General features: G+C 67.0%; 22 protein-coding genes. 10 read left to right on the top strand and 12 right to left on the bottom strand.

The genetic code is table 11. The annotated features are described in order from the left end of the window. Positions 1–137: 137 nt before the first annotated feature. Complete coding sequence (locus tag AC1ROX_RS10645) at positions 138–593, bottom strand: YccF domain-containing protein (RefSeq protein WP_493125188.1); 456 nt, start codon at positions 591–593, stop codon at positions 138–140. Positions 594–708: 115 nt separating this feature from the next. Between AC1ROX_RS10645 and AC1ROX_RS10640 the strand changes: the two genes are divergently transcribed. From AC1ROX_RS10640 to AC1ROX_RS10630, 3 genes are read left to right on the top strand one after another with little or no spacing between them, the layout of a single operon-like run. Further along, complete coding sequence (locus tag AC1ROX_RS10640; RefSeq protein ID WP_493125186.1) at positions 709–1,290, top strand: YqaA family protein; 582 nt, start codon at positions 709–711, stop codon at positions 1,288–1,290. A gap of 9 nt (positions 1,291–1,299) precedes the next feature. Beyond that, positions 1,300–1,803, top strand: a complete 504-nt coding sequence (locus AC1ROX_RS10635; RefSeq protein WP_493125184.1) for a disulfide bond formation protein B — start codon at positions 1,300–1,302, stop codon at positions 1,801–1,803. Continuing rightward, positions 1,800–2,363, top strand: coding sequence for a demethoxyubiquinone hydroxylase family protein (locus AC1ROX_RS10630; RefSeq protein WP_493125182.1), 564 nt, complete (start codon positions 1,800–1,802; stop codon positions 2,361–2,363). The genes AC1ROX_RS10635 and AC1ROX_RS10630 overlap by 4 nt, the downstream gene beginning before the upstream one ends. A gap of 85 nt (positions 2,364–2,448) precedes the next feature. On the opposite strand, the gene AC1ROX_RS10625 is transcribed toward AC1ROX_RS10630, so the two are convergent. Together AC1ROX_RS10625 and AC1ROX_RS10620 are read right to left on the bottom strand one after the other, a co-directional pair. Continuing rightward, positions 2,449–3,012: an HNH endonuclease gene (locus AC1ROX_RS10625; RefSeq protein ID WP_493125180.1), complete on the bottom strand. Its 564-nt coding sequence runs from the start codon at positions 3,010–3,012 to the stop codon at positions 2,449–2,451. Positions 3,013–3,148: 136 nt separating this feature from the next. Beyond that, positions 3,149–4,360, bottom strand: coding sequence for an MFS transporter (locus tag AC1ROX_RS10620; protein ID WP_493125178.1), 1,212 nt, complete (start codon positions 4,358–4,360; stop codon positions 3,149–3,151). A gap of 117 nt (positions 4,361–4,477) precedes the next feature. On the opposite strand from AC1ROX_RS10620, the gene AC1ROX_RS10615 reads away from it, so the two are divergent. After that, on the top strand, positions 4,478–5,203 hold the full coding sequence (locus AC1ROX_RS10615) for a hypothetical protein (protein WP_493125176.1): 726 nt from the start codon (positions 4,478–4,480) through the stop codon (positions 5,201–5,203). A 25-nt stretch (positions 5,204–5,228) separates the two neighbouring features. Here AC1ROX_RS10615 and AC1ROX_RS10610 read toward each other — a convergent pair whose 3' ends face one another. From AC1ROX_RS10610 to AC1ROX_RS10580, 7 genes are all read right to left on the bottom strand, one after another. Next, entirely contained in the window at positions 5,229–7,739 is a 2,511-nt protein-coding gene (locus AC1ROX_RS10610) for a TonB-dependent siderophore receptor (RefSeq protein ID WP_493125174.1), read from the bottom strand. A 114-nt stretch (positions 7,740–7,853) separates the two neighbouring features. Next, the gene (locus AC1ROX_RS10605; RefSeq protein WP_493125172.1) at positions 7,854–8,822 is read right to left on the bottom strand and encodes a FecR family protein; all 969 of its coding nucleotides are present in this window, start codon (positions 8,820–8,822) and stop codon (positions 7,854–7,856) included. A gap of 100 nt (positions 8,823–8,922) precedes the next feature. Then, the gene (locus AC1ROX_RS10600) at positions 8,923–9,435 is read right to left on the bottom strand and encodes a sigma-70 family RNA polymerase sigma factor (RefSeq protein ID WP_493125170.1); all 513 of its coding nucleotides are present in this window, start codon (positions 9,433–9,435) and stop codon (positions 8,923–8,925) included. Positions 9,436–9,516: 81 nt separating this feature from the next. Continuing rightward, positions 9,517–11,274, bottom strand: coding sequence for a cache domain-containing protein (locus AC1ROX_RS10595; protein ID WP_493125168.1), 1,758 nt, complete (start codon positions 11,272–11,274; stop codon positions 9,517–9,519). Continuing rightward, a complete protein-coding gene (locus AC1ROX_RS10590) occupies positions 11,271–12,227 on the bottom strand; it encodes an ABC transporter substrate-binding protein (protein ID WP_493125339.1) in 957 nt (318 codons plus the stop codon). The genes AC1ROX_RS10595 and AC1ROX_RS10590 overlap by 4 nt, the downstream gene beginning before the upstream one ends. Before the next feature lie 165 nt (positions 12,228–12,392). Continuing rightward, complete coding sequence (locus AC1ROX_RS10585) at positions 12,393–12,809, bottom strand: VOC family protein (protein WP_493125166.1); 417 nt, start codon at positions 12,807–12,809, stop codon at positions 12,393–12,395. A 3-nt stretch (positions 12,810–12,812) separates the two neighbouring features. Then, positions 12,813–14,342, bottom strand: coding sequence for a hypothetical protein (locus AC1ROX_RS10580; protein WP_493125163.1), 1,530 nt, complete (start codon positions 14,340–14,342; stop codon positions 12,813–12,815). 317 nt (positions 14,343–14,659) lie between these two features. Between AC1ROX_RS10580 and selD the strand changes: the two genes are divergently transcribed. The 3 genes from selD to AC1ROX_RS10565 are packed head-to-tail and all read left to right on the top strand — an operon-like array spanning position 14,660 to position 17,541. Further along, positions 14,660–16,888: a selenide, water dikinase SelD gene (gene selD / locus AC1ROX_RS10575; RefSeq protein WP_493125161.1), complete on the top strand. Its 2,229-nt coding sequence runs from the start codon at positions 14,660–14,662 to the stop codon at positions 16,886–16,888. Between the two features lie 59 nt (positions 16,889–16,947). Next, positions 16,948–17,091, top strand: a complete 144-nt coding sequence (locus tag AC1ROX_RS10570; protein WP_493125159.1) for a hypothetical protein — start codon at positions 16,948–16,950, stop codon at positions 17,089–17,091. Between the two features lie 54 nt (positions 17,092–17,145). Then, positions 17,146–17,541 (top strand): OsmC family protein, encoded by a 396-nt coding sequence (locus AC1ROX_RS10565; protein WP_493125157.1) that lies wholly within the window; start codon positions 17,146–17,148, stop codon positions 17,539–17,541. 15 nt (positions 17,542–17,556) lie between these two features. Here AC1ROX_RS10565 and AC1ROX_RS10560 read toward each other — a convergent pair whose 3' ends face one another. Then, on the bottom strand, positions 17,557–18,273 hold the full coding sequence (locus tag AC1ROX_RS10560; RefSeq protein ID WP_493125155.1) for a ribonuclease activity regulator RraA: 717 nt from the start codon (positions 18,271–18,273) through the stop codon (positions 17,557–17,559). A gap of 48 nt (positions 18,274–18,321) precedes the next feature. On the opposite strand from AC1ROX_RS10560, the gene AC1ROX_RS10555 reads away from it, so the two are divergent. The 3 genes from AC1ROX_RS10555 (at position 18,322) to AC1ROX_RS10545 (ending at position 21,287) form a co-directional block, all read left to right on the top strand. Beyond that, positions 18,322–19,563 carry a CinA family nicotinamide mononucleotide deamidase-related protein gene (locus AC1ROX_RS10555; protein ID WP_493125153.1) on the top strand — a complete coding sequence of 414 codons (1,242 nt, stop codon included), beginning with the start codon at positions 18,322–18,324 and terminating at the stop codon, positions 19,561–19,563. An 85-nt stretch (positions 19,564–19,648) separates the two neighbouring features. Next, the gene (locus tag AC1ROX_RS10550; RefSeq protein WP_493125151.1) at positions 19,649–20,470 is read left to right on the top strand and encodes an alpha/beta fold hydrolase; all 822 of its coding nucleotides are present in this window, start codon (positions 19,649–19,651) and stop codon (positions 20,468–20,470) included. Positions 20,471–20,480: 10 nt separating this feature from the next. Then, positions 20,481–21,287: an enoyl-CoA hydratase/isomerase family protein gene (locus AC1ROX_RS10545; RefSeq protein ID WP_493125149.1), complete on the top strand. Its 807-nt coding sequence runs from the start codon at positions 20,481–20,483 to the stop codon at positions 21,285–21,287. A 17-nt stretch (positions 21,288–21,304) separates the two neighbouring features. Here AC1ROX_RS10545 and AC1ROX_RS10540 read toward each other — a convergent pair whose 3' ends face one another. After that, positions 21,305–22,327 (bottom strand): J domain-containing protein, encoded by a 1,023-nt coding sequence (locus AC1ROX_RS10540; RefSeq protein ID WP_493125147.1) that lies wholly within the window; start codon positions 22,325–22,327, stop codon positions 21,305–21,307. Positions 22,328–22,437 lie beyond the last annotated feature (110 nt).

Below are 22,437 nucleotides of genomic sequence, written 5' to 3'. Positions count from 1 at the left end.
GGCTGAGAGGCTCGAAGTCAAAAAAGAGGGTGTGAAATCTGCAACTTATCGGGCCGAATGGAAAGGAAAGACACCGTGCGGTCCCTGACAAACGCCGCGCGCCCCGGAAAGTTTCCGGCTCATGGTTGCGAAGCGCGTCAGCCCATATACTTCGCGATGTCGCCACCGGCCCTGCGCCGTTCCAACTCCTCGGCGACGGCGGCGGAAACGCAGACCTTGTTCACCGGGTTGAGCAGCGTTCCGAGCGACTTGGCGATGACGAGCGCGACGGGAATGCCCACGATCGATATGCAGAGCGCAGCCGCGTGGATCGCGCTCACGATCACGAAGATCACCCCGAACGGGAGGTAGAGGATCATCACGATCGTCGAGTAGGCCTGCCACGCGCTGTTCCGCTGCACCTGGAGATCTTCGTTGCTCACCATCGCCTGTCCGAACGGCGCCAGGAGGAACTTGCCGAACTCCATCAGCCCCAATCCGATGGGCGCCGTCACGAGCAGGGCCGTCAGCAGCAGCCCGAGCAGCCAGTAGAAGGCAGCCGTCAGGAATCCGAAGAACGGGAAGTGCCAGAGGATGTTGCCCAACGTCCGCATGTGGCCCCTTGCTGTTTCAGGTCACGACTTTGGCAAACCGGAGCCCGCCATTCCAGGGGCGCTTCCATGAAAGGTCCCTCGCCTCACCCCGGCTGGCGGGCTAGAAACCCACCACATGATCCGCCGCCTGTATGACTGGGTAATCCGCCTCGCCCAACACAAGAACGCCATCCCTGCGATGGGTGTGGTCTCCTTCATGGAGAGTTCGTTCTTTCCCATCCCGCCGGATGTGATGCTGGTGCCGATGGTGCTGGCCAACCGGGACAAGGCGTTCAAGATCGCCTTGGTCTGCACCGTCTGCTCGGTGCTGGGCGGCCTGTTCGGCTACGCCATCGGCTACTTCTTCTTCGAGACGCTGGGCGCCTGGGTGGTGAAGACCTACGGGCTGCAATCCGGCCTCGCCGCCTTCCGCGCCGGGTTCGACGAGTACGGGACCTGGATCATCCTCATCAAGGGCCTGACGCCGATCCCCTACAAGCTGGTGACCATTGCTTCAGGGGCCGCGCATTTCGACCTGTTCACGTTCATGTGGGCGTCCATCGTGACGCGTGGCCTGCGCTTCTTCCTCGTGGCAGCCTTGCTGTGGAAGTTCGGCGAGCCGATCCGGGCCTTCATCGAGAAGCGCCTGACTCTGCTCACCTGGATCTTCCTGTTCGCCCTGATCGGCGGCTTCGTCGTCGTCCGCTTCCTCTTCTAGGTTCGCTCCATGGCTGCCACGCAGCGCCTCCCCCTCCCCAGCCAGCTCGGCCTGATCGCCCTGCTCGGCAGCGGCGTCATGATCGGCGGCGCCCTCTTCTTCCAGTATGCGATGGGCTTCCCGCCCTGCGAGATGTGCCACTGGCAGCGCTGGCCGCACATGGTGGCCATGGTCGCAGGCCTCGCCGCCTTCGCCTCGTCGGGCCGGCCGCGTCTCGCCACCGGCTTCATGGTGGTCGCCATTGCCGCCATCGCTGTCAGCTCGGCGATCGGCATCTTCCATGCCGGCGTAGAGTATCGCTGGTGGGCGGGTCCGCAATCCTGCACCGGGACCGTGCCGACGGGCCTGTCGCCGGAGGAGCTGAAGAAGTATCTTTTCGGGGCCAAGATGGTGCGCTGCGACGCGGTCGTGTGGTCGCTGCTCGGCATCTCGATGGCCGGCTGGAATGCGATCCTGTCGGCGATCCTCGCCATCGGTCTCGCTTCTTCCCTTTCACGGGTGGCCAGAACATGAAAACCGGAGACAACCGCAATCCCGGCGATCCCGACGCCCGCGAGCTGGTCGAGCGCACGATCCGCGTCGACCAGGCCGGCGAGTTCGGCGCCGTGCGCATCTACGAGGGCCAGCTCGCAGCACTTCGCTGGACCGGCCGCAGCAACAGCGAGACCGGGCGCCGCATCCAGCACATGGCGGCGCAGGAGCGCCAGCACAACAAGGTGTTCGACAAGCTGCTGGTCGAGCGCCGCGTGCGGCCGACCGTGCTGTCGCCGCTATGGAACGTCGCAGGCTTCGCGCTGGGCGCCGCGACCGCGCTGATGGGCGACAAGGCCGCGATGGCCTGCACCGTGGCCGTCGAGGAGACGATCGAGGAGCATTACGCGCAGCAGGCGGCAAAGCTCGGCGACGACGAGAAGGACCTGCGCACGACCGTCGAGAAGTTCCGCGCCGAAGAGATGGAGCATCGCGACGAGGCACTCGCCGCCGGTGCCGAACAGGCGGTTGGCTATGAGGCGCTGTCGGCCGTGATCAAGACCGGCTCGCGCCTGGCGATCTGGCTGTCGACGAGGATTTGAACAAGGGAGCGCGCAACTCCAGTTGCGCTCATATGCTGGCCGTCGACCGAGCTTGAGCGCAACTGGAGTTGCGCGCTCCAATGACTTAGCCCTGATCCAGCTCGCTGTCCCAGTAGAGAAAATCGCGCCAGCTCTCGTGCAGGTATCCTGGCGGGAAGGCACGGCCGTGCTCCTGCAGCATTTGCGTCGAGGGTTCGGCCGGCACGGTGCGCAGGACCAGGCCGCTCTCCTTGAGCAGCATGTTGCCCTTCTGCAAATTGCACGGGCTGCACGCCGTCACGACGTTCTGCCAGCTCGTGCGGCCGCCGCGCGACTTGGGGATCACGTGGTCGAAGGTGAGTTCATTCGTGGCGAAGTCGCCGCTGCAATACTGACAGCAGAAGCGGTCGCGCAGGAAGACGTTGAACCGCGTGAAGGCCGGTCGGCGCGCCGCCGGCACGTATTCTTTCAGCGCGATGACACTGGGCAGCCGCATCTCGAAGGTCGGGCTGTGGATCTTGCGCTCGTATTCGGAGACGACGCAGACCCGGTCGAGGAAGACGGCCTTCACAGCATCCTGCCAGGACCAGACCGACAGCGGAAAATACGACAGGGGCCGAAAATCGGCGTTGAGCACCAGCGCATGGCAGGACTCAAGGCCGGGCGTCACGGCTAGGCCCGCCGCCGCAGAGTGGGACTACTTGGAAAATCCATCCGGTCCAACATGCCGGCCATAGTGGCCGGACTTGCGGAAAAACACAATATGCTGCGGCCACCGTCACCGACATGTCATGCGGCGTCTCTTCCTATCGACTGAGACGCTCCCGGGCCCCGGCCTCGGAACCCAGGGTGGCAGCGGCCGTCGCCAGTGCCAGCACCGAGAGCACCATGACCGCGGCATAGCCGCCGGTAAGATCGTGCAGCACGCCGCCGATCCAGGCGCCTAAAAAGCCGCCCAACCCCATGCCGATGGCGATCAACCCGTAGATGCGCCCGAAATGGGCGCCGCGATAACGCAGGGTCGCGAGGGTCGAGATCATTGGCCCGCGCGAGCCCATGCTGCCACCGAACAGGAAGACGAAGGTCCACAGCCAGAAATCGTCGCCCGGCCCGCGCACCATCGCGAGCGCGCCGACGCCCGCGATCGAGCAGGCATAGGCCAGGATCGCCGCCAGCCGGCGGCCGCCCCGGTCGGCCAGCCACGAAAAGCCGATCATGCCGAGCGGCGTCAGGAAGCCCGCGACCGCCATCGCCCGTGCCGCATAGGGCCCCTCCATGCCGCGCTCGAGCAGATAGACCATGGTCTGCGGCATCAGCGAGAAGATGCCGATCGAGGTCAACGCAAACGACGAGGTGAGTGCCCAGAACGGCCAGTCGCGCAGCGCTTCGCGCACGGTGATGCCGGGCGCCGCCGTCTCGCGCAGCTTTGCGAGGCCTGGTGCGCCGCGCTCGATCCTCTTCCATGGCAGCACCAGCAGCAGCGGGATGAACAGCGCACTCACCGCGCCGAAGACGAGATAGGCATGGCGCCAGCCATCGGTCTCGATCAGGTACTGCGCCGCCGGGAAGGTCGCCATGGCGCCGACGCCGGACGCGGACCAGGAGACGGCCAGCGGCACGCCCAGGCGATTGGCCGGGAACCAGCGGCCGATCAGCGACGACGAGAGAATGCCCGACAGCGACGCCGCGCCGAAACCCATCATCACGCCGAGCGAGAGGTAGAGATGCCAGAGATGGGTGGCCTGCGAGGCGACGGCGGTGCTGGCCGCGGCCGCGATCACGCCGAACACGGTCAGCGCGCGCAGCCCGAAGCGATCGAGGATCCAGCCCGTGATCGGCGCGGCGGTGCCGCCGACCAACAAGGCGAAACTGTAGATCAGCGTGACCGAGCCGCGATTGGCATCGAAGGCGTGCTGAAGGGCGGGCACGAAGACGAGGAATGTGTCGCTGATCGAGCGACTAGCCACGCCGAGCGCAAAACACAGCGCCACGAGCGCCCACGGCAAAGCCGAACCCATCGTCCCAACCTCGACGAGCGCAGCCTGCGATGCAAGCCGAGAGACGGCCCGGCAGGCTTGCATTCTCCGCATGCGCGCGGCAGCTTCGGCGGCCATTTCACGCTGCGAGGAGCCAAGGTGGACGACTCTCTCATCATCCCGATCGGCTTCAACGGCCCGCGTCTCTCGGGCAATGGTGGCTATGTCGCCGGCATGCTGGCCGAGCGTTACGCCAAGGCGTTCGGCGGCGACGGTGCGGTCGAGATCACGCTCCGCGCGCCGATCCCCATCGAGACGAAGATGCACCTCGTGCGCGAGGACGCGGCGCTGATGCTGCGCGAGGGCGACACGCTGATCTGCGAGGCGCGCGCCGGCAAGGTCGACCATCTCGATCCGCCGAAACTCCCGTCGGACTGGTCCGAGGTGATGCACCAGGACGCGGTGGGCGGCAGTGGCGAGGGCAGCGATTTCCAATGGTGCCTCGTCTGTGGCCGCAGCCGCGGCGTGGGCGACGGCCTGCGCGTGTTCGGCAGCAGCTCGGGCAACGGCACCTCCCTCTCCTGCTACGTGCCGCACGCCAACCACGCCGACAGCGACGGCCGCATCCGCCCGGAGTTCCTGTGGGGCACGCTCGACTGTCCGGGCGCCTGGGCCGCCCAGGATCCCGACGACGTGCGGCCGGCCCTTACCGGCCGCATGACCGCCAAGGTGCTCGACCGCCCAAAGGTCGGCGAACGCTGCGCCGTCGTCGGCTGGCGCATCGGCGCCGAGGGCCGCAAGCTCTATTCGGGCACGGCGCTCTACACGGAGTCGGGACGACTGTGCGCGCTCGGCCACTGCACGTGGATCGTGCTGAGGGAGTAGCGCGCGCTGAGCCCGTCGTCGCCTCTCAAAAATCCGCCGTCAGCGAAAGGCGGAACGACCGCGGCGCGCCAAGGAGCATGAACGTCGACGACGTGTCGCTACCGGCCCAGTAGTTGGCATCCAGCAGGTTCTGCACGTCGAGCCTCGCCACCAGCAACTTGCCCTTGGCACCGGGATTGTCGAAGGCGTAGCGCGCGCCGATGTCGAATCGCGTCCAGTTCGGCATGGTTCGGCGCGGATAGGTCGTCGCGTCGATATACTGCTCGCCCGTGTAGATCGCGCGCCCCGTCAACGTCAGCCCCGGCAAATAAGGGATGTCGACCTCCCCGCTCAGGTTCAACGTGAATTGCGGAGAGAAAGGCGCGATCCAGCCGTTGAACGTCCCGTTCTGAGTCTGGGTCAGGACGGGATTGAGGAACATTGCGCCACCGAGCAGGCGCACGCCCTTTACCGGCTCGCCGAACACGTTGAGCTCCAGGCCCTGATTGACCTGCTGGCCGCCGAGGAACTGCGTGTTGCTCACCAGATTGGTCAGGATGCTGGGCTGCGTGATCTGGAAGAGGCTCGCCGTCGTGGTGAGCTTGCCCCAATCGACCTTCACGCCGGCTTCGAACTGGGTCGACATATAAGGTGGGAACGCCGTGCCGGCGTTGGCGAAGGGCGGCGCCACGACGGCGCCTTGCTGCAGACCCTGGATATAGTTGCCGTAGATCGAAACGTTCTCCAGGGGCTTCACGACGAAGGCCACGGCGGGGCTGAACGCATCCTGGCTGTACGACTGCGTCTGTGCACCGGCGACATTGTAGTTCGCGGAGGCGACTTGCTGGATGCGCCCGCCGACTGTCAACTGAACCCGCTTGTTCAGGGCAGAGAGGGTGTCTGCAATCCCAAAACTCGACAGGCTCTGGGTCGATGCCAATGGAGCCGCCGACCCTGTGATGGACGGCTGCGCAAGCACGGTCGGATTGTAGATGTTGGTCGAATAGGTGCCGGAGCCGAGCGAGATTCCCGAACCGTTGCGTTGCGTGTAGGTCGTCGCCGTAATGGCCATCTCATGATTGATGGGGCCGGTGTCGGCGATGGCGCGGATGCCGCCCTCTGCGGTGAAATACTGCTGGTAGACGCTGATGTTGAACGGGTTGTTGCCTGTCGCAGCGCCGTTGAAATTGGTGATCGTCGTCAGGGCCGAATAAAGGCCTCCGATCCGGAAATCGTGCACGCCGACATTCAGGTAGGCGGTCACGTTTTCCTCGATGTCGACTTCGACACGGCCGACGGCAAAGGCATCCTTGCGGGCCACGAAGCCCCAGGGCTGGGCCGTGGGATTGCTTCGGACATTCGGCGCATAGGGCAACTGCACGCCGGCACCGAGGCTGAGGTAGGGCGTAACGCCGGACGTGTACTGGGACTGGAAGCCCAGATCCGCCGACACTCTGAAGCCGCTGCCGCGATAATCCAGGCCGAGCAACGCGAGTGCCCTTTGATCGGCGCTGTATCTAACGTCCGTCTGGCCCGCGTTGAAAACGCCGTTGAAGCGAACGCCAAACTCCTTCTCCGGACCGAACCGTCGTCCGACATCGACATGCCCGCCGAACTGGCCGGCCGACAGGTACTTGGCCGTCACCTGACTCAGCTCCTCGTCCGGGGCTCGCTTCGGGACGACGTTGACCGTGCCGCCGATGGCGCCTCCGGGGGGCATGCCGTTCAGGAGGACGCTCGGGCCTTTCAGGACCTCGATACGTTCCGCCATTTCAGCCGACTGCGTATAGGCCGGGAGCATGCCGTAGAGCCCGCCATACGACCACGAGCTGGAGGGCACGTTGAAGCCCCGGATCGAGATATTGTCGCCGCCAGGCGAGTTTTCGGCGCGTGTGATGCGGACGGAAGGGTCGTCGATCAGGACATCCACGACCGTCTTCGCCTGCTGGTCCTTCGCCTTCTTGGCCGTGTAGCTGGTTTGATTGAAGGGCGTGTCCATCACACCCCGATTGCCCAGCAAGCCGAGCTGGCCGCCCGTCGCAACCTGCCCGCCGGCATAGGGCGGCGGCACATTGTCGATCATCGCCTGTGACGGAATCGGGAAGACGCCCTGCACCTGCAACGGGTCGAGCTGCAGCGCACCGGATCCAGCCGGCCCGGCACCGCCGACGGTGAAGGCGGTCGGCGAGGTGAAGCGATAGGTCACGCCCGTGCCTTCGAGCAGTTGCTGCAATGCCTGAGCAGCGGTCATCGCGCCGGTAACGGTGGCGCTCGTCTTGCCCGACACCGAAGACGAATCGACCAAAACCTGGATGCCGGATTGCCGGCCAAAGGTCGTCAGTGCCGTTGCGAGGCTCTGGGCTGGAATGTTGAAATTGATCGTGGCGTTCTGCGCAACCAGAAGGCTCGCGGCCAAGGGTTCTTCCTGCGTCACAGCCTGGCCACTCGCACCTGCAGCAACCGCAAGGGTGGCAACAAACGACAACGCCGCAACGCGCGACATACCGGTAGACGAACGCAAGGCACACTCCCCCGAAAGCCGTGCCGGTGGGATCACGGGTAACGTCGGATGGCCGGCACGAAGCGGCCTTCGGGGGAACGACGGAGAAGCCTTGCGCGAATTAACGAGTGCTCTCAAAAAAACTTCGAGCGACGCAATCGTCCGCCGCGATCAGCGCGAAGAAATAATCGACAGATACGGTGTGATCTCGATCAACGATCCCTGTTGCAGGTCGACGAGCGCCTGCAGGGCCTCGCTGGGCCGGCGCAGGTCGATCATGCCGGTGACGAGACGATTTGCGATGGCGCCGTCGCGGAACACGATCGCACCGCGGCGATAGCGACCGAGTTGCTCGACGACCTCGCGCACGGGCGTGTCGTAGACGACGAGTTGGCGGCCGCGCCAGGAGGCAACATCGTCCGCCGAGACCTGCCCTCTCGCAATCTTGCGATCTGCGCTCACCTGCAGGCGCTCGCCGCGTGAGAGGCTGGCGATCAATCCCCGGCTTCCATCAGCCGCAACGTCGACAGTCCCGGACCGCACCGCGACCGTGATGCCGCTGCCGGATGTGCCTACGCTGAACGCGGTGCCCGTCACCGTCACGGTTACGCCGTCAGCCGTCACCACGAAGGGACGTTCCCGGTTTGGCATGACCTCGAAGAAGGCCTGGCCGGAGAGCAGTTCGATCTCGCGCCGCTGAGCGACATAGCGCACGGCGATGGCGCTGCCGGCATCGAGCGCGACCTTGCTGCCGTCCTCGAGCGTCAGGTCGCGCTGTTCGGCTATGCCCGTGAGATGATCGGCACGCAGGTGAAGCTGGATCGCCGGCAGGAAGATCAGCGCAAGACCTGCCGCCATCGCCCCCATCGTGACGGCGACGGCACGGCGCCACGGCCGTTTCACGCGCCGGGCCTCCACGAGGGGTGAAACGGCAGCGGGCGCCACCGGCGGCGCGAGGTTGGTCGACAGGCGCCAGACCGGCTCCACGACGGCATAGGCCGCACGGCGCTTGTCGCTCTCCGCCAGCCACGCCTCGAACTGCGCACGCAGGTTCGCATCCTGCGGCGCCGCGTCGAGCCGCATCAACCACTCGACCACTTCGGCCCGCAGCGGTTGGCTCCTGGCTGGCGTTGCGTTCAAGACCCCTGGCTCCTCGACAACGACACGCGACAGGCGCGCGGCTCTCTGACTAGACGGTCGGCATCCCGGCGTTTTAATGCGCCGCCCCGAAAATGCCCTTTCACTCTTCCGGCCCGTTGATGCGGAGCGTGCAGTGGAGGACGGCATCCTGCACCATCTTGTGGGCCCGCGGGATCGAAACGCCCAGCCGTTCGGCGACGTCCTTCAGCGGGCGCCGCTCGACCCGGTACATCCTGAAGGCGCTCTGCGTACGCTCCGGCAGCTCGGACACCAGCTCTTCGAGCACGCGCAGTTCGTCGCGATAATAGAGGACGCTTTCGGCCGAGGGTGCGTCGGACGGCACGCTCTCGAGGATGCTCTCCGAGACAGCCTGCGGGGCGTTGCGCGAGGCGCGGCTCAACCAGTCGAGCGCCAGATTGCGGACGATCGCGTAGAGATAATTGGTCGGCTGGGCGATGTCGTCGCCCTCGCGGGCCCGCGCCGAGAAGCGCAGCCACGCTTCCTGCACGACATCCTCGGCGCTCGCGCGATCGCGCACGATCCCGCTGGCATAGTTCAGCAGGTCGGTCCGATGCTCGATGTAGATGGCCAGGGCCTGCTCAGCCGGCGGCATCGCTTTCCATATTGCGAATGGTTCGCATTAGCCGACTCTATAAGCGGCGCGCGATCTCCAGACAAGCGCACAGGATCTCTCTCACGTGATGCGCTGCGCAGCACTCACATCGACGACGAACACCGGCACCGGCCGGTCGAAGCCCTTCATCATCCGCGAGTCCTTCTGGATCAGCGGCACCCGCATGCCGATCGCGGCGGCGGCGACGAGGTCGACGAGGATCTCGGAATCGGCGGCGCTCGAACAGAGGCGCGAGGCGAGGTTCACGACGTTGCCGATCGCGGTGTAGTTGAGGCGGCCGCCGGAGCCGATCCGGCCGACCGTGGCCGGGCCCATCGCCAGGCCGATGCCGAAGCCCAGCTCGGGATGCAGCACCCGCCATTGCACCAGCAGCTTCTGCACGCTGGCCTGCATGTCGATCGCCAGCTGGGCGGCGCGCAGCTCCGGATCGGGACAGGCGACCGGCGCGTTGAGCAGCACCATCACGCCGTCGCCGAAGAAATTGACCAGGGTCGCGCCGTGCGCGCTCACCACCTTCTCCAGCGCGTCGTAGTATTCGCGCAGCACGTCGATGATCTCCTCGGGCTCGGCATGGGCCGAGAACGAGGTGAAGCCGCGCAGGTCGCAGAAGATCACCACCACCTCGACCCGGCGGCCGTCGAGCACATGCTCGTCGCCGGTGCGGTCGATCAGCTCGGCCACCTGCGGGGCGAGGAAGCGCTTCAGCCGGCTGATCCGTTCCGAGCGCTCGCGCGAGACCGCCAGCTCCCCCGCCATCTCGTTGAACCGCGTCGCGAGCCGCTCGAACTCGTCGCTGGTCGCGAGGCTGATCCGATGGTCGAACTGGCCGGCACCGATGCGCGCGACACCGTCCTCCAGCACGCGGATGGGCTCGACCATGCGCCGCGACAGCCAGGAGGCGAGCGCGGCGGCGATCAGCCCGCCGGCGACCATCAGGAAGCCCAGCCGCCAAAGGGCTGCATAGATCGGCGCGTAGGCCTCCGCGATCGGCTGCTTCACGACGACCTGCCAGTCGACGCCGGGAATCTGGGCCATCGCCGCGATGACCGTCTTGCCGGTGATGTCCTGACCGGCCGCGGCCTGTCCCGGCGCGCGGGCCTGGATGGCGGTTCGCAACGCCTGGAGCGGCGCCTGCGCGGCCCGGTCGGCGCGCAGCACCAGGCTGATGTCGGGATGGGCCACCAGGCGGCCCGGCCCGTCGAGCACGAAAGCCTCGCCCGTGCGCCCCACGCCGATGCCGGAGACGACCTCCCAGATGAACTTCAGGTTGACCTCGGCAATGGCCACGCCGACGGCAGCGCGGTTGCCGGCGACGGCGATGGTCATGAAGGGCTCGGAATCGTTCTGGAACGTCACCGGGCCGAACCAGACGCGATCCACGCGCGCGCCCGTCACCGCCGCCGTCGAGGCGCGGTCCGCGCCGCCTTCGACCCGGTTGAGGCCGATGCGCGACACGAACAGCCGCTCGCGGCCGGTGCCGTCGACCAGGGTGAGGCTTTCGACCGCCGGCACCTGGCGCAGCAGGCGCATCGCGTCGAGCATGCGCCTGTCGTCGGCATTGCCGGTCCACGGCAATTGCACGGTCCAGCCGAGCTGCTCCTGGATGCCCTCGATGAAGTCGTGGATCTTGACCGCGGCCAGGCGTGCTTCGGCATCGAGCAGCTCGCTCAGCCGGGTGCGCTGGTCGCGATAGCCGAACCAGGCTTCGCCGGCGCCCGCGATCATCAGCGGCGCGACGACCGCGGCGAACAGCGCGCGAAAATATTTCCAGAAGAGCGACCGGTGCTTCGCAGGCGCCCCGGTCGGCTGGAGGGTCATTCGATCACCCGGTCGGCACTGCCCAGGATCGAGGGCGGGAAGGAGATGCCGAGATTGTCGGCGGCCTTCATGTTGATGAACAGCTCGACCCGCGTGACCCGCTGCACCGGCAGCTCGGCCGGCTTCTCGCCCTTCAGGATGCGGCCGGCATAGAGCCCGGTCTGGCGATGCGACTGGCTGAAGTCGCCGCCATAGCTCATCAGGCCGCCGGCCAGCGGGAAGTCGCGCGACTGGGTCATCGCCGGCACGGCATGGCGGACCGAGAGCGCCGCAAGCTGCGGGCTGCGATAGGCGAAATAGGGATCGGAGCTGAAGACCAGCCCGCCCGCCCCGCTTTCGCGCACGGCGCTGAACATGCCGGGGAATTCCGCCTCGCTGCTGCCGTTCAACACGAGGAGCTCGACGCCCAGCGCTTCCGCGGCCGCCTGCAGGTTCTTGAGCTGCGCGCCCGAGGTCGGGCTGGTCGGGTTCATCGCGACGGCGAACTTCCTGGTGACCGGCCGCAGCTCGCGCATGAACTCCAGGCGCTTGCGCGAAACCTCGACGCTGAGGCTCGACACGCCGGTAAGGTTGCCGCCCGGCCGCGACAGGCTCGTGACCACGCCGAGCGCGATGGGATCGCCGCCCATCTCGAACACGATGGGAATGGTCGAGGTTGCAGCCTTGGCCGCCAGCGCCACCTCGGCGCCGCCCGCCGCCACGATCACGTTGACGTTCTGCGCCGCCAGCTCCTTCGCCAGCGCCGGCAACTGGCTGTACCGGCCCTCCGCCCACTTGTAGGTGATGGCGACGTTGCGCCCCTCGATATAGCCCGCTTCCGCCAGCCCCTGGCGGAAGGCCTCGAGGCGGCTGCGGTAGCGTTCCTGGGTCTCGGAGCCGAGATAGCCGATGACGGGCATGGACTGGGCGCGCGCGGCGACCGTCCAGCCGGCGACGCCGCCGAACAGCACCATCGCCGCGCGCCGTCTCAGTCGCGCTCCGCCGTCTGCCGCTGGCTGCCTGACACGCACGGTCGATTCTCCCATCAACGTCGCGCCGTCACCCGGAACGATAGCGACGTGGCCGGGCCTCGGAAAGCAGCCCCTTCGCGCAAAGGGGCGGAGAAATCAAGCGGCGTTCTACTGAAGCGTGCGGCTTTCGGAGTCGCCCTCGCGTCCTTCCCAGGCATAGTCGTAGAAGACGCGGATGTAGTTGCCGTCGATGTCCTGGGCGAAGAATTCGTAGAGTTTGGCGTCGGGATGTGACGCGGGCGAGCCGGAGAGTTTGGCGCCGGCGGCGAGCCATTCGCGGTAAAGCGCGTCGATCTCGGCGCGGCCGTCGAGGTTCAGCCACAGCAGGATCGGGCCGCGCACGCCGAGCGGTCTGCGGAAAGCAGCGTTCGACAGGAACATCCGCGTGGCGCCGCGCGAGACGCAGGCGAGGCCGATCCCGTCGGCCGACCAGTCGACGGTGAAGCCGAGCTTGTCGCGGTAATAGGCGAGCGCGGCGGCGAGGTCGGCGACGGGAATGTCGGGACACATCGCCGGAAAGTTCACGGCTCAGCGCTCCCGCACGAAGATCACGGCCGCCTCGTCGGCATAGGCCTGGCGCCAGCCCGGCAGGCGGGCCAGCAAGCGGTTGGCCGGCTGGTCGGGCGGCATGAAGGTCCAGTCGATGCGGTTGCGCTCAAGCAGCTGCTCCAGCGATTCGCCGCCGCGCAGGCCGATCGTGTCGGCATAGCGCTTGATGAAGTCGCGGCCATAGAGCTCGCCGCGGCCATCGATGAAGGTCGGCACGCCGGCATGGATGAGATAGCCGCCGAAGTCGTAGTGGTTGAGCACGCGGCCGCCGATCCCGGCCTGCTTCACATAGGCCATGGCCGTCGACGGCATGGTCGAGAGCGGCGGGACGATGCCGCCATAGCGCACGAGGCCGAGTGCGATCAGCGCGCAGCAGGCGACTCCCATGGCGACAGCGGCCCGGCCGGCCGGCAGCGCCAGCGCGGCGGCCTGCTCGCCGAGCGACGTGCCGTTGCCGGCGGTGGGATCGGGCCGCAGCGCCGGCCACTGCCGCGCCAGCAAGGGTGCCAGCGCCAGCGGCGCCAGCATGGCCAGCAGCTCGGCATTGTGGGCGTAACGCAGATAGAGATGCAGCAGGCCCAGCACGATCAGCAGCCGCAGCAACGGCAGCTTCAGCCCGCGTGACAGGGCGGCGTAGAGCGCGATCAGCAGCACCAGCTCCTGCAGCGGCGCCTTCTGGAAGTCGGGCGACCGCCATTCCGAGATGAAGGCCAGCGTGTCGCCCATCGCGAAGATGCGCAGCGTCACCCAGATCGATTCCGGGCCGTAGGGCGTGAGGCAGGCCACGAGGAACGAGGCCGCGCCGAACTTCGTCCAGCCGGCGAACAGTGTCTTGCGCTCACGGTCGTCGCGCGCGCCCAGCAACGCCTCGACCGCGAAGGCGCCGCCCAGCAGCAGGCCCATGATGAAGCTGCCGTGGAGATTGGCCCACAGCAGCATGGCGAGCAGCAGCAGCGGTGCGGGCGCGCGGCGTTCCTCGACGGCGCGCACGAGACCCGCCATCCAGATCAGCATGAACGGAAAGGCCAGCACGGCGGGTCGCGCATGGAAGTGCGGCAAGGTCATCGCGATGGCCGCCAGCGCAAACACCGCGGCCGGCAGCGGACGCAGGTCGCGCAGCAGCAGCCGCAGCATCAGCGCGAAGGACACGGCGAGCGCGCCCGCGGCCAGCACGGTGACGCCGCCCCAGCCGCCCAGCTTGAAGGCAACGGCCATCAGCAGTTGCGACAGCCATTCCTTCGCGATCCATGGCTGGCCCGCGAAGGTGAAGGAGAAAGGATCGGCCGTCGGCACGGCGCCCTTGGCCAGCATCCAGTTGCCGACGGCAATGTGCCAATGGCTGTCGGGATCGGCCAGCAGCGGCAGCCCGCTGCCGTTGGCGAGACAGATGAAGAGGAGAAGTCCCAGCACCAGCGGCCAGGAGAGCGACCAGGCCGTCCGCGGAGCCGACAGCGCCGTACCGTCCTCATGATGGTCGGGAGAAACCGAGACGCCCGAGGTGACGGCCATACAGACGCGCTCCGAAACGAGGGCAACAACCGCCCCTAATCAATTGATATACATCATAATTTCCGGAAACGCTACTAGAGCGACATGATTTGAAAAGGAATCGAAGAGATGGCCAGCGCCTGCTCCCAAGGTGCCGCATGGACGCTGCACGACCATGACCTTCCTTGGCATCGATCGTGTGCTCGTTCCGACCCTGCGCCAGCGACATCGTCGAGAAGCACAAACGAAATAAACGAAATAAACGAAACGAACGAAACGGACAGGCCCTCCCCCACTCCGGGAGCGATTCCGGGGGCTATGCGCTATAGGAAATCACGATGCAGGCGGCGCCCCTTCTCAAGGATCTCGTGCTGGTGGGCGGTGGCCACTCGCATGTCCATGTCGTGAAGAGCTTCGGCATGAAGCCGATGCCCGGTGTGCGGGTGACGCTGATCGGACGGGACATCGAGACGCCCTACTCCGGCATGATCCCGGGCTTCGTGGCCGGCACCTATTCCTTCGACGAGTGCCATATCGACCTGGCGCGGCTCTGCGCCTGGAGCGGCGCGCGGCTGATCCATGCCGAGGCGGTCGGACTCGATCGCATCAACCGGCAGGTGTTGCTGAAGGATCGCCCGCCGGTCTCCTACGATCTCGTCTCGCTCGATGTAGGCTCCTCGCCCAGCATGGGCGCGATTGCCGGCGCGGCCGAGCATGCGACGCCGGTGAAGCCGATCGCCGAACTCGGCCGGCGGTGGCTGGGCTTCCTCGAACGGGTGAAGGACTGGCAAGGGGCGCTGCGCATCGCCGTGATCGGCGGTGGCGCGGGCGGCGTCGAGCTGGCGCTGGCCATCGATCATCGCCTGCGCGAGGTGGCACGCAACGCCCAGGTCTCGGTGACGCTCGCCACCAAGGGCGAGATCCTGTCGGGCCAGGCGGAAGCCGCGCGGCAACGCATGCGCGCGATCTTCAAGCGACGCGGGGTGCGGCTGCTGGAGAATGCCGCCACGACCCGCATCGACGCCGATGCGATTCATCTCGAGACCGGCGAGAGCGTGCCGGTCGACGACGTGTTCGTGGTGACGCAGGCCAGCGCGGCCGAATGGTTCGCCGGCACCGGCATGCCGCTCGATGATCGCGGCTTCTTCGCCGTGGAGCCGACCTTGGCATCGAGCGGCGATGCCAGCGTGTTCGCAGCCGGCGACTGCGCCAGTGTGACCGCGCATCCGCGTCCCAAGGCCGGCGTCTTCGCCGTGCGCCATGGTCCGCCATTGGCCGAGAACCTGCGTCGTGCGTTACTCGGTCAGACGCCGCAGCCCTTCACGCCGCAGAGCCGCTACCTCTCGATCCTCGGCACCGGCGACGGACACGCAGTGGCGACGCGCGGCTCGTGGGCCATCGAGGGCGCCTGGGTGTGGCGCTGGAAGGACCATATCGATCGCAAGTGGATGCGCATGTATCGCGAGCCGCCGGCGAAGCCGATGGACATGACGGCCCGCACCGCACCGCCCGATCCGGCGCTGGCCGATGCCGAGGCCAAGCGCCTGCTGGCCGATATCGGCATGCGCTGCGGCGGCTGCGGCGCGAAAGTCGGCGCGGGCACGCTCGACCGAGTATTGCAGCGGCTCGGTCCGTCCCCCGCTTCCAGCGTCACCATCGGCCTCGACGCGCCCGACGATGCAGCGATGATCGAGGTGCCGGCGGGACAGGCGCTGGTCCAGTCGGTCGATTTCTTCCGCACCTTCATCGACGATCCCTTCACCTTCGGTGAAGTCGCAGCCGTCCATGCGCTGGGCGATGTGTGGGCGATGGGCGCCAAGCCGCACAGCGCGCTCGCGCTCGCGGTCGTGCCGGCGGCGGCCGAGCGACTGATGGAAGAGGATCTCTTCCAGATGCTCGCAGGCGCGAGACGCATCCTCGACGGCGCGGGCTGCGCACTGATTGGCGGCCATTCCGGCGAAGGCCCCGAGGCGGCGCTGGGTTTTTCGGTGAACGGGCTCGTCGTCGCCTCGCAGGCGCTGCGCAAGGGCGGGCTGAAACCCGGCGACAAGCTTGTGCTGACCAAGAAGCTCGGCACCGGCGTGATCTTCGCCGCCGCGATGCGTGGCATGGCGAAAGCGAGCTGGATCGACAGTGCGCTCGCGTCGATGCGCACGCCGTCGGGCGCTGCTGCGCACGCGCTCGTCGCTGCCGGTGCGCATGCCTGCACCGATGTGACGGGCTTCGGTCTCGCCGGCCACCTCGCCGAAATGATCCGCGCCAGCGGCGACAATGTCGCTGTCGATCTCGATCTCGACGCGCTGCCGGTGCTTCCCGGTGCAATCGAGCTATTCGCGCAAGGCTTCGCGAGTTCGCTGCAGCCGGAGAATCTACGCGCACGTCATCTCATCGACGGCATCGAGCGCGCGTCATCGCATGCGAAGTTGCCCTTGCTGTTCGATCCGCAAACCGCCGGCGGTCTGCTTGCTGCACTGCCGCACGATGCGCCGATCAGCGACGACATGACTCATGTCGGGACGGTACGCATACGCAAAGAAAACGAGACAAGCATACGACTCGCGCGCTAGATGCAACCTTGTGCGAGGTGCGGCGTTTGCCCTCTCGCGATTTGCACAGGGAGAATTGAATGGCTGCGAAGAAGAAGGTTGCGAAGAAGAAGGTCGCCAAGAAGGCGGTGAAGAAGGCCGTCGGCAAGGCCAAGACCGCCGTGAAGAAGACTGCGGCAAAGAAGGCCGTGAAGAAGGCAGCTTCCCGTCGCAAGCGCGGCTAGGCTGATGCGAAGAGGGCCCGTGATCGGGCCCTCAACGCATCGGGAGGCCACGACATGGCACACGCAAGGGCAAGCATCGGCTCGACCAACTACGCAACCGCCATCGCAACCGGCCATGCCGGACATCACAAGCTCACGGCTGACGAAGGGCCGGAGCTGGGCGGCAAGGATGCCGGCCCCGCCCCCTACGATCTCCTGACCTCGGCATTGGGCGCCTGCACCGTCATCACGCTCCGCATGTATGCCGAGCGCAAGCAGTGGCCGGTGACGGCCGTCCACGCCGACATCCATTTCAGCCGCGACGGCGACAAGCAGCGCATCGACCGTGTGCTGACCATCGAGGGCGCCGTCGACGACGAACAGAAGAAGCGCATGGCCGACATCGCCGAGCGCACACCAGTCACACTCACGCTGAAGAACGGGCTGGAGATCAGGACGTCGCTGGCATAGCCCGAGAAGACGGGGCTATTTCTTCCCCCGGGCCTTCCACGCTTCGTAGTCGCGCTTCGCCTCCTCGCCCGCCACCGGGAACAGGCCCTTGAGCGAGCGGCCGCGCGCCACCTCGGCTTCGGCGAATTCCTCGTAGTGATAGGCGTCGAGCGCTTCCTGGGCGACTGCCTCGACGATGTCGGGCGGGATCACGAGCACCGCGTCGCGGTCGCCGACGATCACGTCGCCGGGATAGATCGCGACCCCACCGCAGGCGATCGGCAGGTTGAGGTCGACCGGGCGATGCGCGATCGGGCTGGGCGGCGAGGACGGGCGGCGGTGATAGGCCGGCAGGCCGGTCTTGTGCACCCCGTCGGTGTCGCGAAAGCCGCCGTCGGTGACGACGCCCGCCGCGCCACGCGCCTTCAACCGGCCGACATAGAGATCGCCCGCCGACGCCGCCCGCGAATCGCCGCGTGAGTCGATCATCAGCACGTGACCCGGCGGGCACTCCTCCATTGCCTGAGGCTGGACTATCGACCGGTTGGTCGAGGTCGGCCCGTCCTTGTCTTCGCGCGAGGGGATGAAGCGCATCGTGAAGGCGAGGCCGACCATACGCGGCTGCTCGGGGCGGATCGGCCACACGTCATATAGGGTCATGCTGCGCAGGCCGCGCTTGTTCAGCACGCCGGTCAGAGTCGAGGTGCCGACCTTGGCCAACGCCTCTCGCAGATCGGATGACAGGACGTTCATGGTTTCTCTCCCTCGCTTTCCGCCAAACGTTAGCCGATAATTCCAGGCATGCGCGTTGAAATCCTCTGTACCGGCGACGAGATCCTCACCGGCAAAACCATCAACACCAACTACAGCCACATGGCCCGCCGCCTCGTCGAGGTCGGGCTGGGCGTCCACTGGGGCAGCACGGTCGGCGACGATCGCGAGAGTCTCCTCAAGGCCTTCCACCAGGCCGGCGAGCGTGCCGATGCGGTGATCGTGAACGGCGGGCTGGGGCCCACGGTCGACGATCTCTCGCAGGAGGTCGCGGCCCAAGCCTGCGGCGTCGAGCTGGTGCGAAGCGACTACTGGATGACGCGCATGGAGGAATCCTATGCGCGGCGCGGCCGGGTCATGCCGCCCAACAACGTGAAGCAGGCGATGCTCCCGGCCAATGCCGAGTTCATCGACAATCCCATCGGCACCGCCTGCGGCTTCGCGGTCACCATCGGCAAGGCGCGCTTCTTCTTCACCCCCGGCGTGCCGCGCGAGATGCGCCGCATGGTCGACGAACAGGTGATCCCGCGCATCCTGGCGATGAGCGGCATCACGGGCGTGACGAAGCTGAAGCGCTTCCACACATTCGGCATCGGCGAATCGCGCGCCGACCAGATGCTGGGCGACATGGAGGTGTTCAAGGAGGAAGGCGGCATCAAGCTCGGCTTCCAGGCGCATTACCCGCAGCTCGAGACCAAGCTCGCCTTGCGCGCTGACAATGAGACGGCGCTGGCGGCCCTGCTCGACCCGGCCGAGGCCGAGGTGCGCAAGCGGCTGGGCAACTTCATCGTCGCCGAGGACGAACAGACCATCGAAGGCGTGATCCTGGGCAAGCTGCTGGAAAGCGGATCGACTCTCGCCACCGCCGAGATGATCACCGGCGGCCACCTCGCCGCCCGCCTCGCCCCGCTGGCCGGCGCCGAGCGCGCCTTCCGCCGCGGTGTCATCGCGCGCGACCTCTCGGAGCTTGGCGCGACCGGTGTCACGCCCGACGCAGCGGCATCCGTCGCCAAATCGCTGCGCGCATCGAGCGGCGCCAGCCACGCGCTTGTCGTACTGCTCGAACTCGACGAGGGCGCCGACCGGCCGGACATGGGTGGCACGATCTGCATCGGCCTCGCCGACACCAACGGCGCCGTCACACGCCAGGCCCGCCTGGTCGGCGGCCGCGACTGGGTTCGCATCGGCGCGACCGAACTCGGCCTCGACTGCCTGCGCCGTCACCTGCTTGGCCTGCCGGTCGACGAACGCATCGATTTCGAGCGGCGCTAGCTCCACCCAACGTCTACTCGCACCGGCCTCACGGCTGGTGCATTCTCCCGCGTCGAAATCCATCCCGCAGCGAGAGGAGCGTCACATGCCCTTCATCAAGACACGCGACGGCACTGACATCTACTACAAGGACTGGGGCAAGGGTCCCGTCGTCACCTTCAGCCACGGCTGGCCGCTGACGGCGGATGCCTGGGAAGACCAGATGGTGTTCCTGGCCAGTCACGGCTTCCGCGTGATCGCGCACGATCGCCGTGGCCACGGACGCTCGGGCCAGACCTGGGACGGCAACGAGATGGACACCTACGCCGACGATCTCGCGGCATTGTTCGAGGCACTCGACCTCAAGGGCGCGGCGATGGTCGGCCATTCGACCTGCGGCGGCGAGGTCGCCCGCTATATCGGCCGCCACGGCACCAAGCGCGTCTCGAAGGCCGTACTGGTCAGCGCCGTGCCGCCCCTCATGCTCAAGACCGCGGCCAATCCCGGCGGTCTTCCGATCGAGGTGTTCGACGGCATCCGCAAGGGCGTGAGCGACGACCGTTCGCAGTTCTTCAAGGACCTGACGACGCCGTTCTACGGCGCCAACCGCGACGGCGCCAAGGTCAGCCAGGGCACGCGCGACTTCTTCTGGCTGCAGGGCATGATGGGCGGGCTGAAGCCGCTGCTCGACTGCATCAAGGCCTTCTCCGAGACCGACTTCACCGAGGACCTGAAGAAGTTCGACGTGCCGACGTTCGTCATCCACGGCGACGACGACCAGATCGTCCCGATCGATGCCGGCGGCCGCTCGTCGGCCACGATCGTGAAGGGCGCGACGCTCAAGGTCTATCCGAAGGGAAGTCACGGGCTCGCGACCCAGAACAAGGACGAGCTCAACGCCGATCTTCTGGCGTTCATCAAGGGATAGGGAACAGAACATGGCTGTCGTCGAAACCGAGAAGCACGGGCAGATCTTCGTCGTGCGCATGAACCGGCCGGACCGGCTGAACGCGCTCAATCACGAGATGAGGACCGAGCTGTCGGCGGCGTGGAACGAGTTCCGCAAGGCCAAGGACCTCGAGGTTGCGATCTTCACCGGCGCCGGCCGTGGCTTCTGCGCCGGCGAGGACATGAAGGAATCGCTGAAGGACGGCGCGCCGGGCGGCCGCCGTCCCGAGATCGAGGATCCGTTCATGACGGGCAAGCTCGAGAAGCCGGTGATCGCCGCGGTCAACGGCTTCGCCATGGGCGGCGGCTTCATGCTGGTCGAGCGTACCGATCTTCGTGTCGCCGTGCGCGAAGCGGTGTTCGAGGTCTCGGAGGCCAAGCGCTGGCTGCTGGGCGGCTACAATCACGGCCACATCGCCAACCTGCCCTATCCGGTGGCGATGGAAATGGCGCTGGGCTTCCGCTTCACCGCGCAGCGCTTCTACGAGATCGGTTTCGTGAACCGCCTGGTCGATGCCGCCGAGCTGATGCCGACGGCGATGTCGATGGCCGAGCACCTGCTCACGCTGCCGCCCGCATCACGCGTCAACACGGTCCACATGATGCGCCAGATGCGTCCGGCGCCTGGCCCGGAGATGCAGCAACTGGCTGACGCGCTGCACGATCACGGCGCCAAGAGCGACCTCATGGAGTCGCGCGCCGCCTTCGCCGAGAAGCGCAAGCCCAACTTCAAGGGCTGGAACGATCCGGAAGACCGCTATCGCCTGCCGACGCTGGAGAGCGTGAAGAAGAAGTAGCGCTTCGCGCCGGTCCGCTAATAGACCTGTCCCTCGCATCGCGCGCCGACCGTCTGGACGATCGCGCCGCGGGGATCGGCGTAATAGACGTGGGTGCCGTTTTCCTGGCCGCGCTGGATGCCGATCATGATCGTGTCGCTGGGCACGATGCCGGTCAGCAGGACGAGATAGCGGTCGGAGAACTGGACCGAGGCGCGCACCGGCGGCGCGCCGTTGTAGATCACGGCGGGCTCGCCGCGGCGGTTGATGATGGCGAACTTGGCGCCGTCGTCGGCGATGCAGACCGACTGGCCGTCGGTGATCTCGGCCGGTGCGGGCTTCGGCCCCGCCGGGCGGCCCGCCAATGCGCCCGATATGGGCGCCAGGGACGGCAAGGTGGACGGACCGAGCTGGCTCGGCTGGTTGACCGGCGGCACGGGCTTGGGCTTCGGCCGGGCCGGCGGCTTCGCCTCGACCGGCCGCGATGTCTCGGCCGCCATCGCCTCAAGGCCCGGCCCCTTCACCGCACGCGTGGCGAGATAGCCGGCGACCCCGATGAAGCTCAGCAGCACGACGGCGACGACCATTGCCGCACGGCGGCGCGCCATCGCTTCGGCATGCAGCAAGTGGGCCGGCCGCGGTGGCACGGGCCTCGGCGGCAGGAACGGCTTGGGTGAACGCCTTGCCACCGGCTCAGGCGTAGGTGTCGCGACCGCCTTTGGCGCCAGCTTGCCGAACAGCTTCTCCGCCATCTTCGCCTTGGGCGCCGCCTTCGCCGCCCGGGCTGCAGCGGCCGCCTGGGCCGCCTGCTCGCGACGGGCACGCTCCGCGGCGAGCGCCGCCTGCAGCCTGGTGTCGTAGCGCGCACGGCTCTCCGGGTCGGCCAGCGTCTGGTAGGCGTCGGTGATCTGCCGGAAATTGAAGGCCGCGAGCTCGGGATTCCCCACCGCGACGTCGGGATGATAGCGCTTGGCCAGCCCCACATAGGCGGCACGGATCGTCGCCGCATCGGCCGTCCGCGGCACGCCCAGCACCAGGTAGTGGTCGACGTCGATGCTCATCGCTTGTGTAGTCTAAACGGATTCCGCCCGCCGTCGGTTCACTTTTCGCTCAGGGCCTTGAGGTATCGAATGTTTTTGCGCGGGACGGGCGAGGTCTCCCGGCCTATCCT

The organism is Reyranella sp. GW821-FHT14A01, from assembly GCF_058803965.1.
This window is presented reverse-complemented; position numbering and strand designations above follow the sequence as displayed.

What these genes read in the sequence shown, in the direction of transcription:
- AC1ROX_RS10645 (WP_493125188.1), bottom strand. Translation starts at nt 593, where the DNA reads ATGCGGACGTTGGGCAACATCCTCTGGCACTTCCCGTTCTTCGGATTC.
- AC1ROX_RS10540 (WP_493125147.1), bottom strand. Translation starts at nt 22,327, where the DNA reads ATGAGCATCGACGTCGACCACTACCTGGTGCTGGGCGTGCCGCGGACG.
- selD (WP_493125161.1), top strand. Translation starts at nt 14,660, where the DNA reads ATGCAGGCGGCGCCCCTTCTCAAGGATCTCGTGCTGGTGGGCGGTGGC.
- AC1ROX_RS10600 (WP_493125170.1), bottom strand. Translation starts at nt 9,435, where the DNA reads ATGCCGCCGGCTGAGCAGGCCCTGGCCATCTACATCGAGCATCGGACC.
- AC1ROX_RS10560 (WP_493125155.1), bottom strand. Translation starts at nt 18,273, where the DNA reads ATGAACGTCCTGTCATCCGATCTGCGAGAGGCGTTGGCCAAGGTCGGC.
- AC1ROX_RS10635 (WP_493125184.1), top strand. Translation starts at nt 1,300, where the DNA reads ATGGCTGCCACGCAGCGCCTCCCCCTCCCCAGCCAGCTCGGCCTGATC.
- AC1ROX_RS10565 (WP_493125157.1), top strand. Translation starts at nt 17,146, where the DNA reads ATGGCACACGCAAGGGCAAGCATCGGCTCGACCAACTACGCAACCGCC.
- AC1ROX_RS10550 (WP_493125151.1), top strand. Translation starts at nt 19,649, where the DNA reads ATGCCCTTCATCAAGACACGCGACGGCACTGACATCTACTACAAGGAC.
- AC1ROX_RS10555 (WP_493125153.1), top strand. Translation starts at nt 18,322, where the DNA reads ATGCGCGTTGAAATCCTCTGTACCGGCGACGAGATCCTCACCGGCAAA.
- AC1ROX_RS10580 (WP_493125163.1), bottom strand. Translation starts at nt 14,342, where the DNA reads ATGGCCGTCACCTCGGGCGTCTCGGTTTCTCCCGACCATCATGAGGAC.
- AC1ROX_RS10570 (WP_493125159.1), top strand. Translation starts at nt 16,948, where the DNA reads ATGGCTGCGAAGAAGAAGGTTGCGAAGAAGAAGGTCGCCAAGAAGGCG.
- AC1ROX_RS10545 (WP_493125149.1), top strand. Translation starts at nt 20,481, where the DNA reads ATGGCTGTCGTCGAAACCGAGAAGCACGGGCAGATCTTCGTCGTGCGC.
- AC1ROX_RS10595 (WP_493125168.1), bottom strand. Translation starts at nt 11,274, where the DNA reads ATGACCCTCCAGCCGACCGGGGCGCCTGCGAAGCACCGGTCGCTCTTC.
- AC1ROX_RS10620 (WP_493125178.1), bottom strand. Translation starts at nt 4,360, where the DNA reads ATGGGTTCGGCTTTGCCGTGGGCGCTCGTGGCGCTGTGTTTTGCGCTC.
- AC1ROX_RS10630 (WP_493125182.1), top strand. Translation starts at nt 1,800, where the DNA reads ATGAAAACCGGAGACAACCGCAATCCCGGCGATCCCGACGCCCGCGAG.
- AC1ROX_RS10590 (WP_493125339.1), bottom strand. Translation starts at nt 12,227, where the DNA reads ATGGTGCTGTTCGGCGGCGTCGCCGGCTGGACGGTCGCCGCGCGCGCC.
- AC1ROX_RS10640 (WP_493125186.1), top strand. Translation starts at nt 709, where the DNA reads ATGATCCGCCGCCTGTATGACTGGGTAATCCGCCTCGCCCAACACAAG.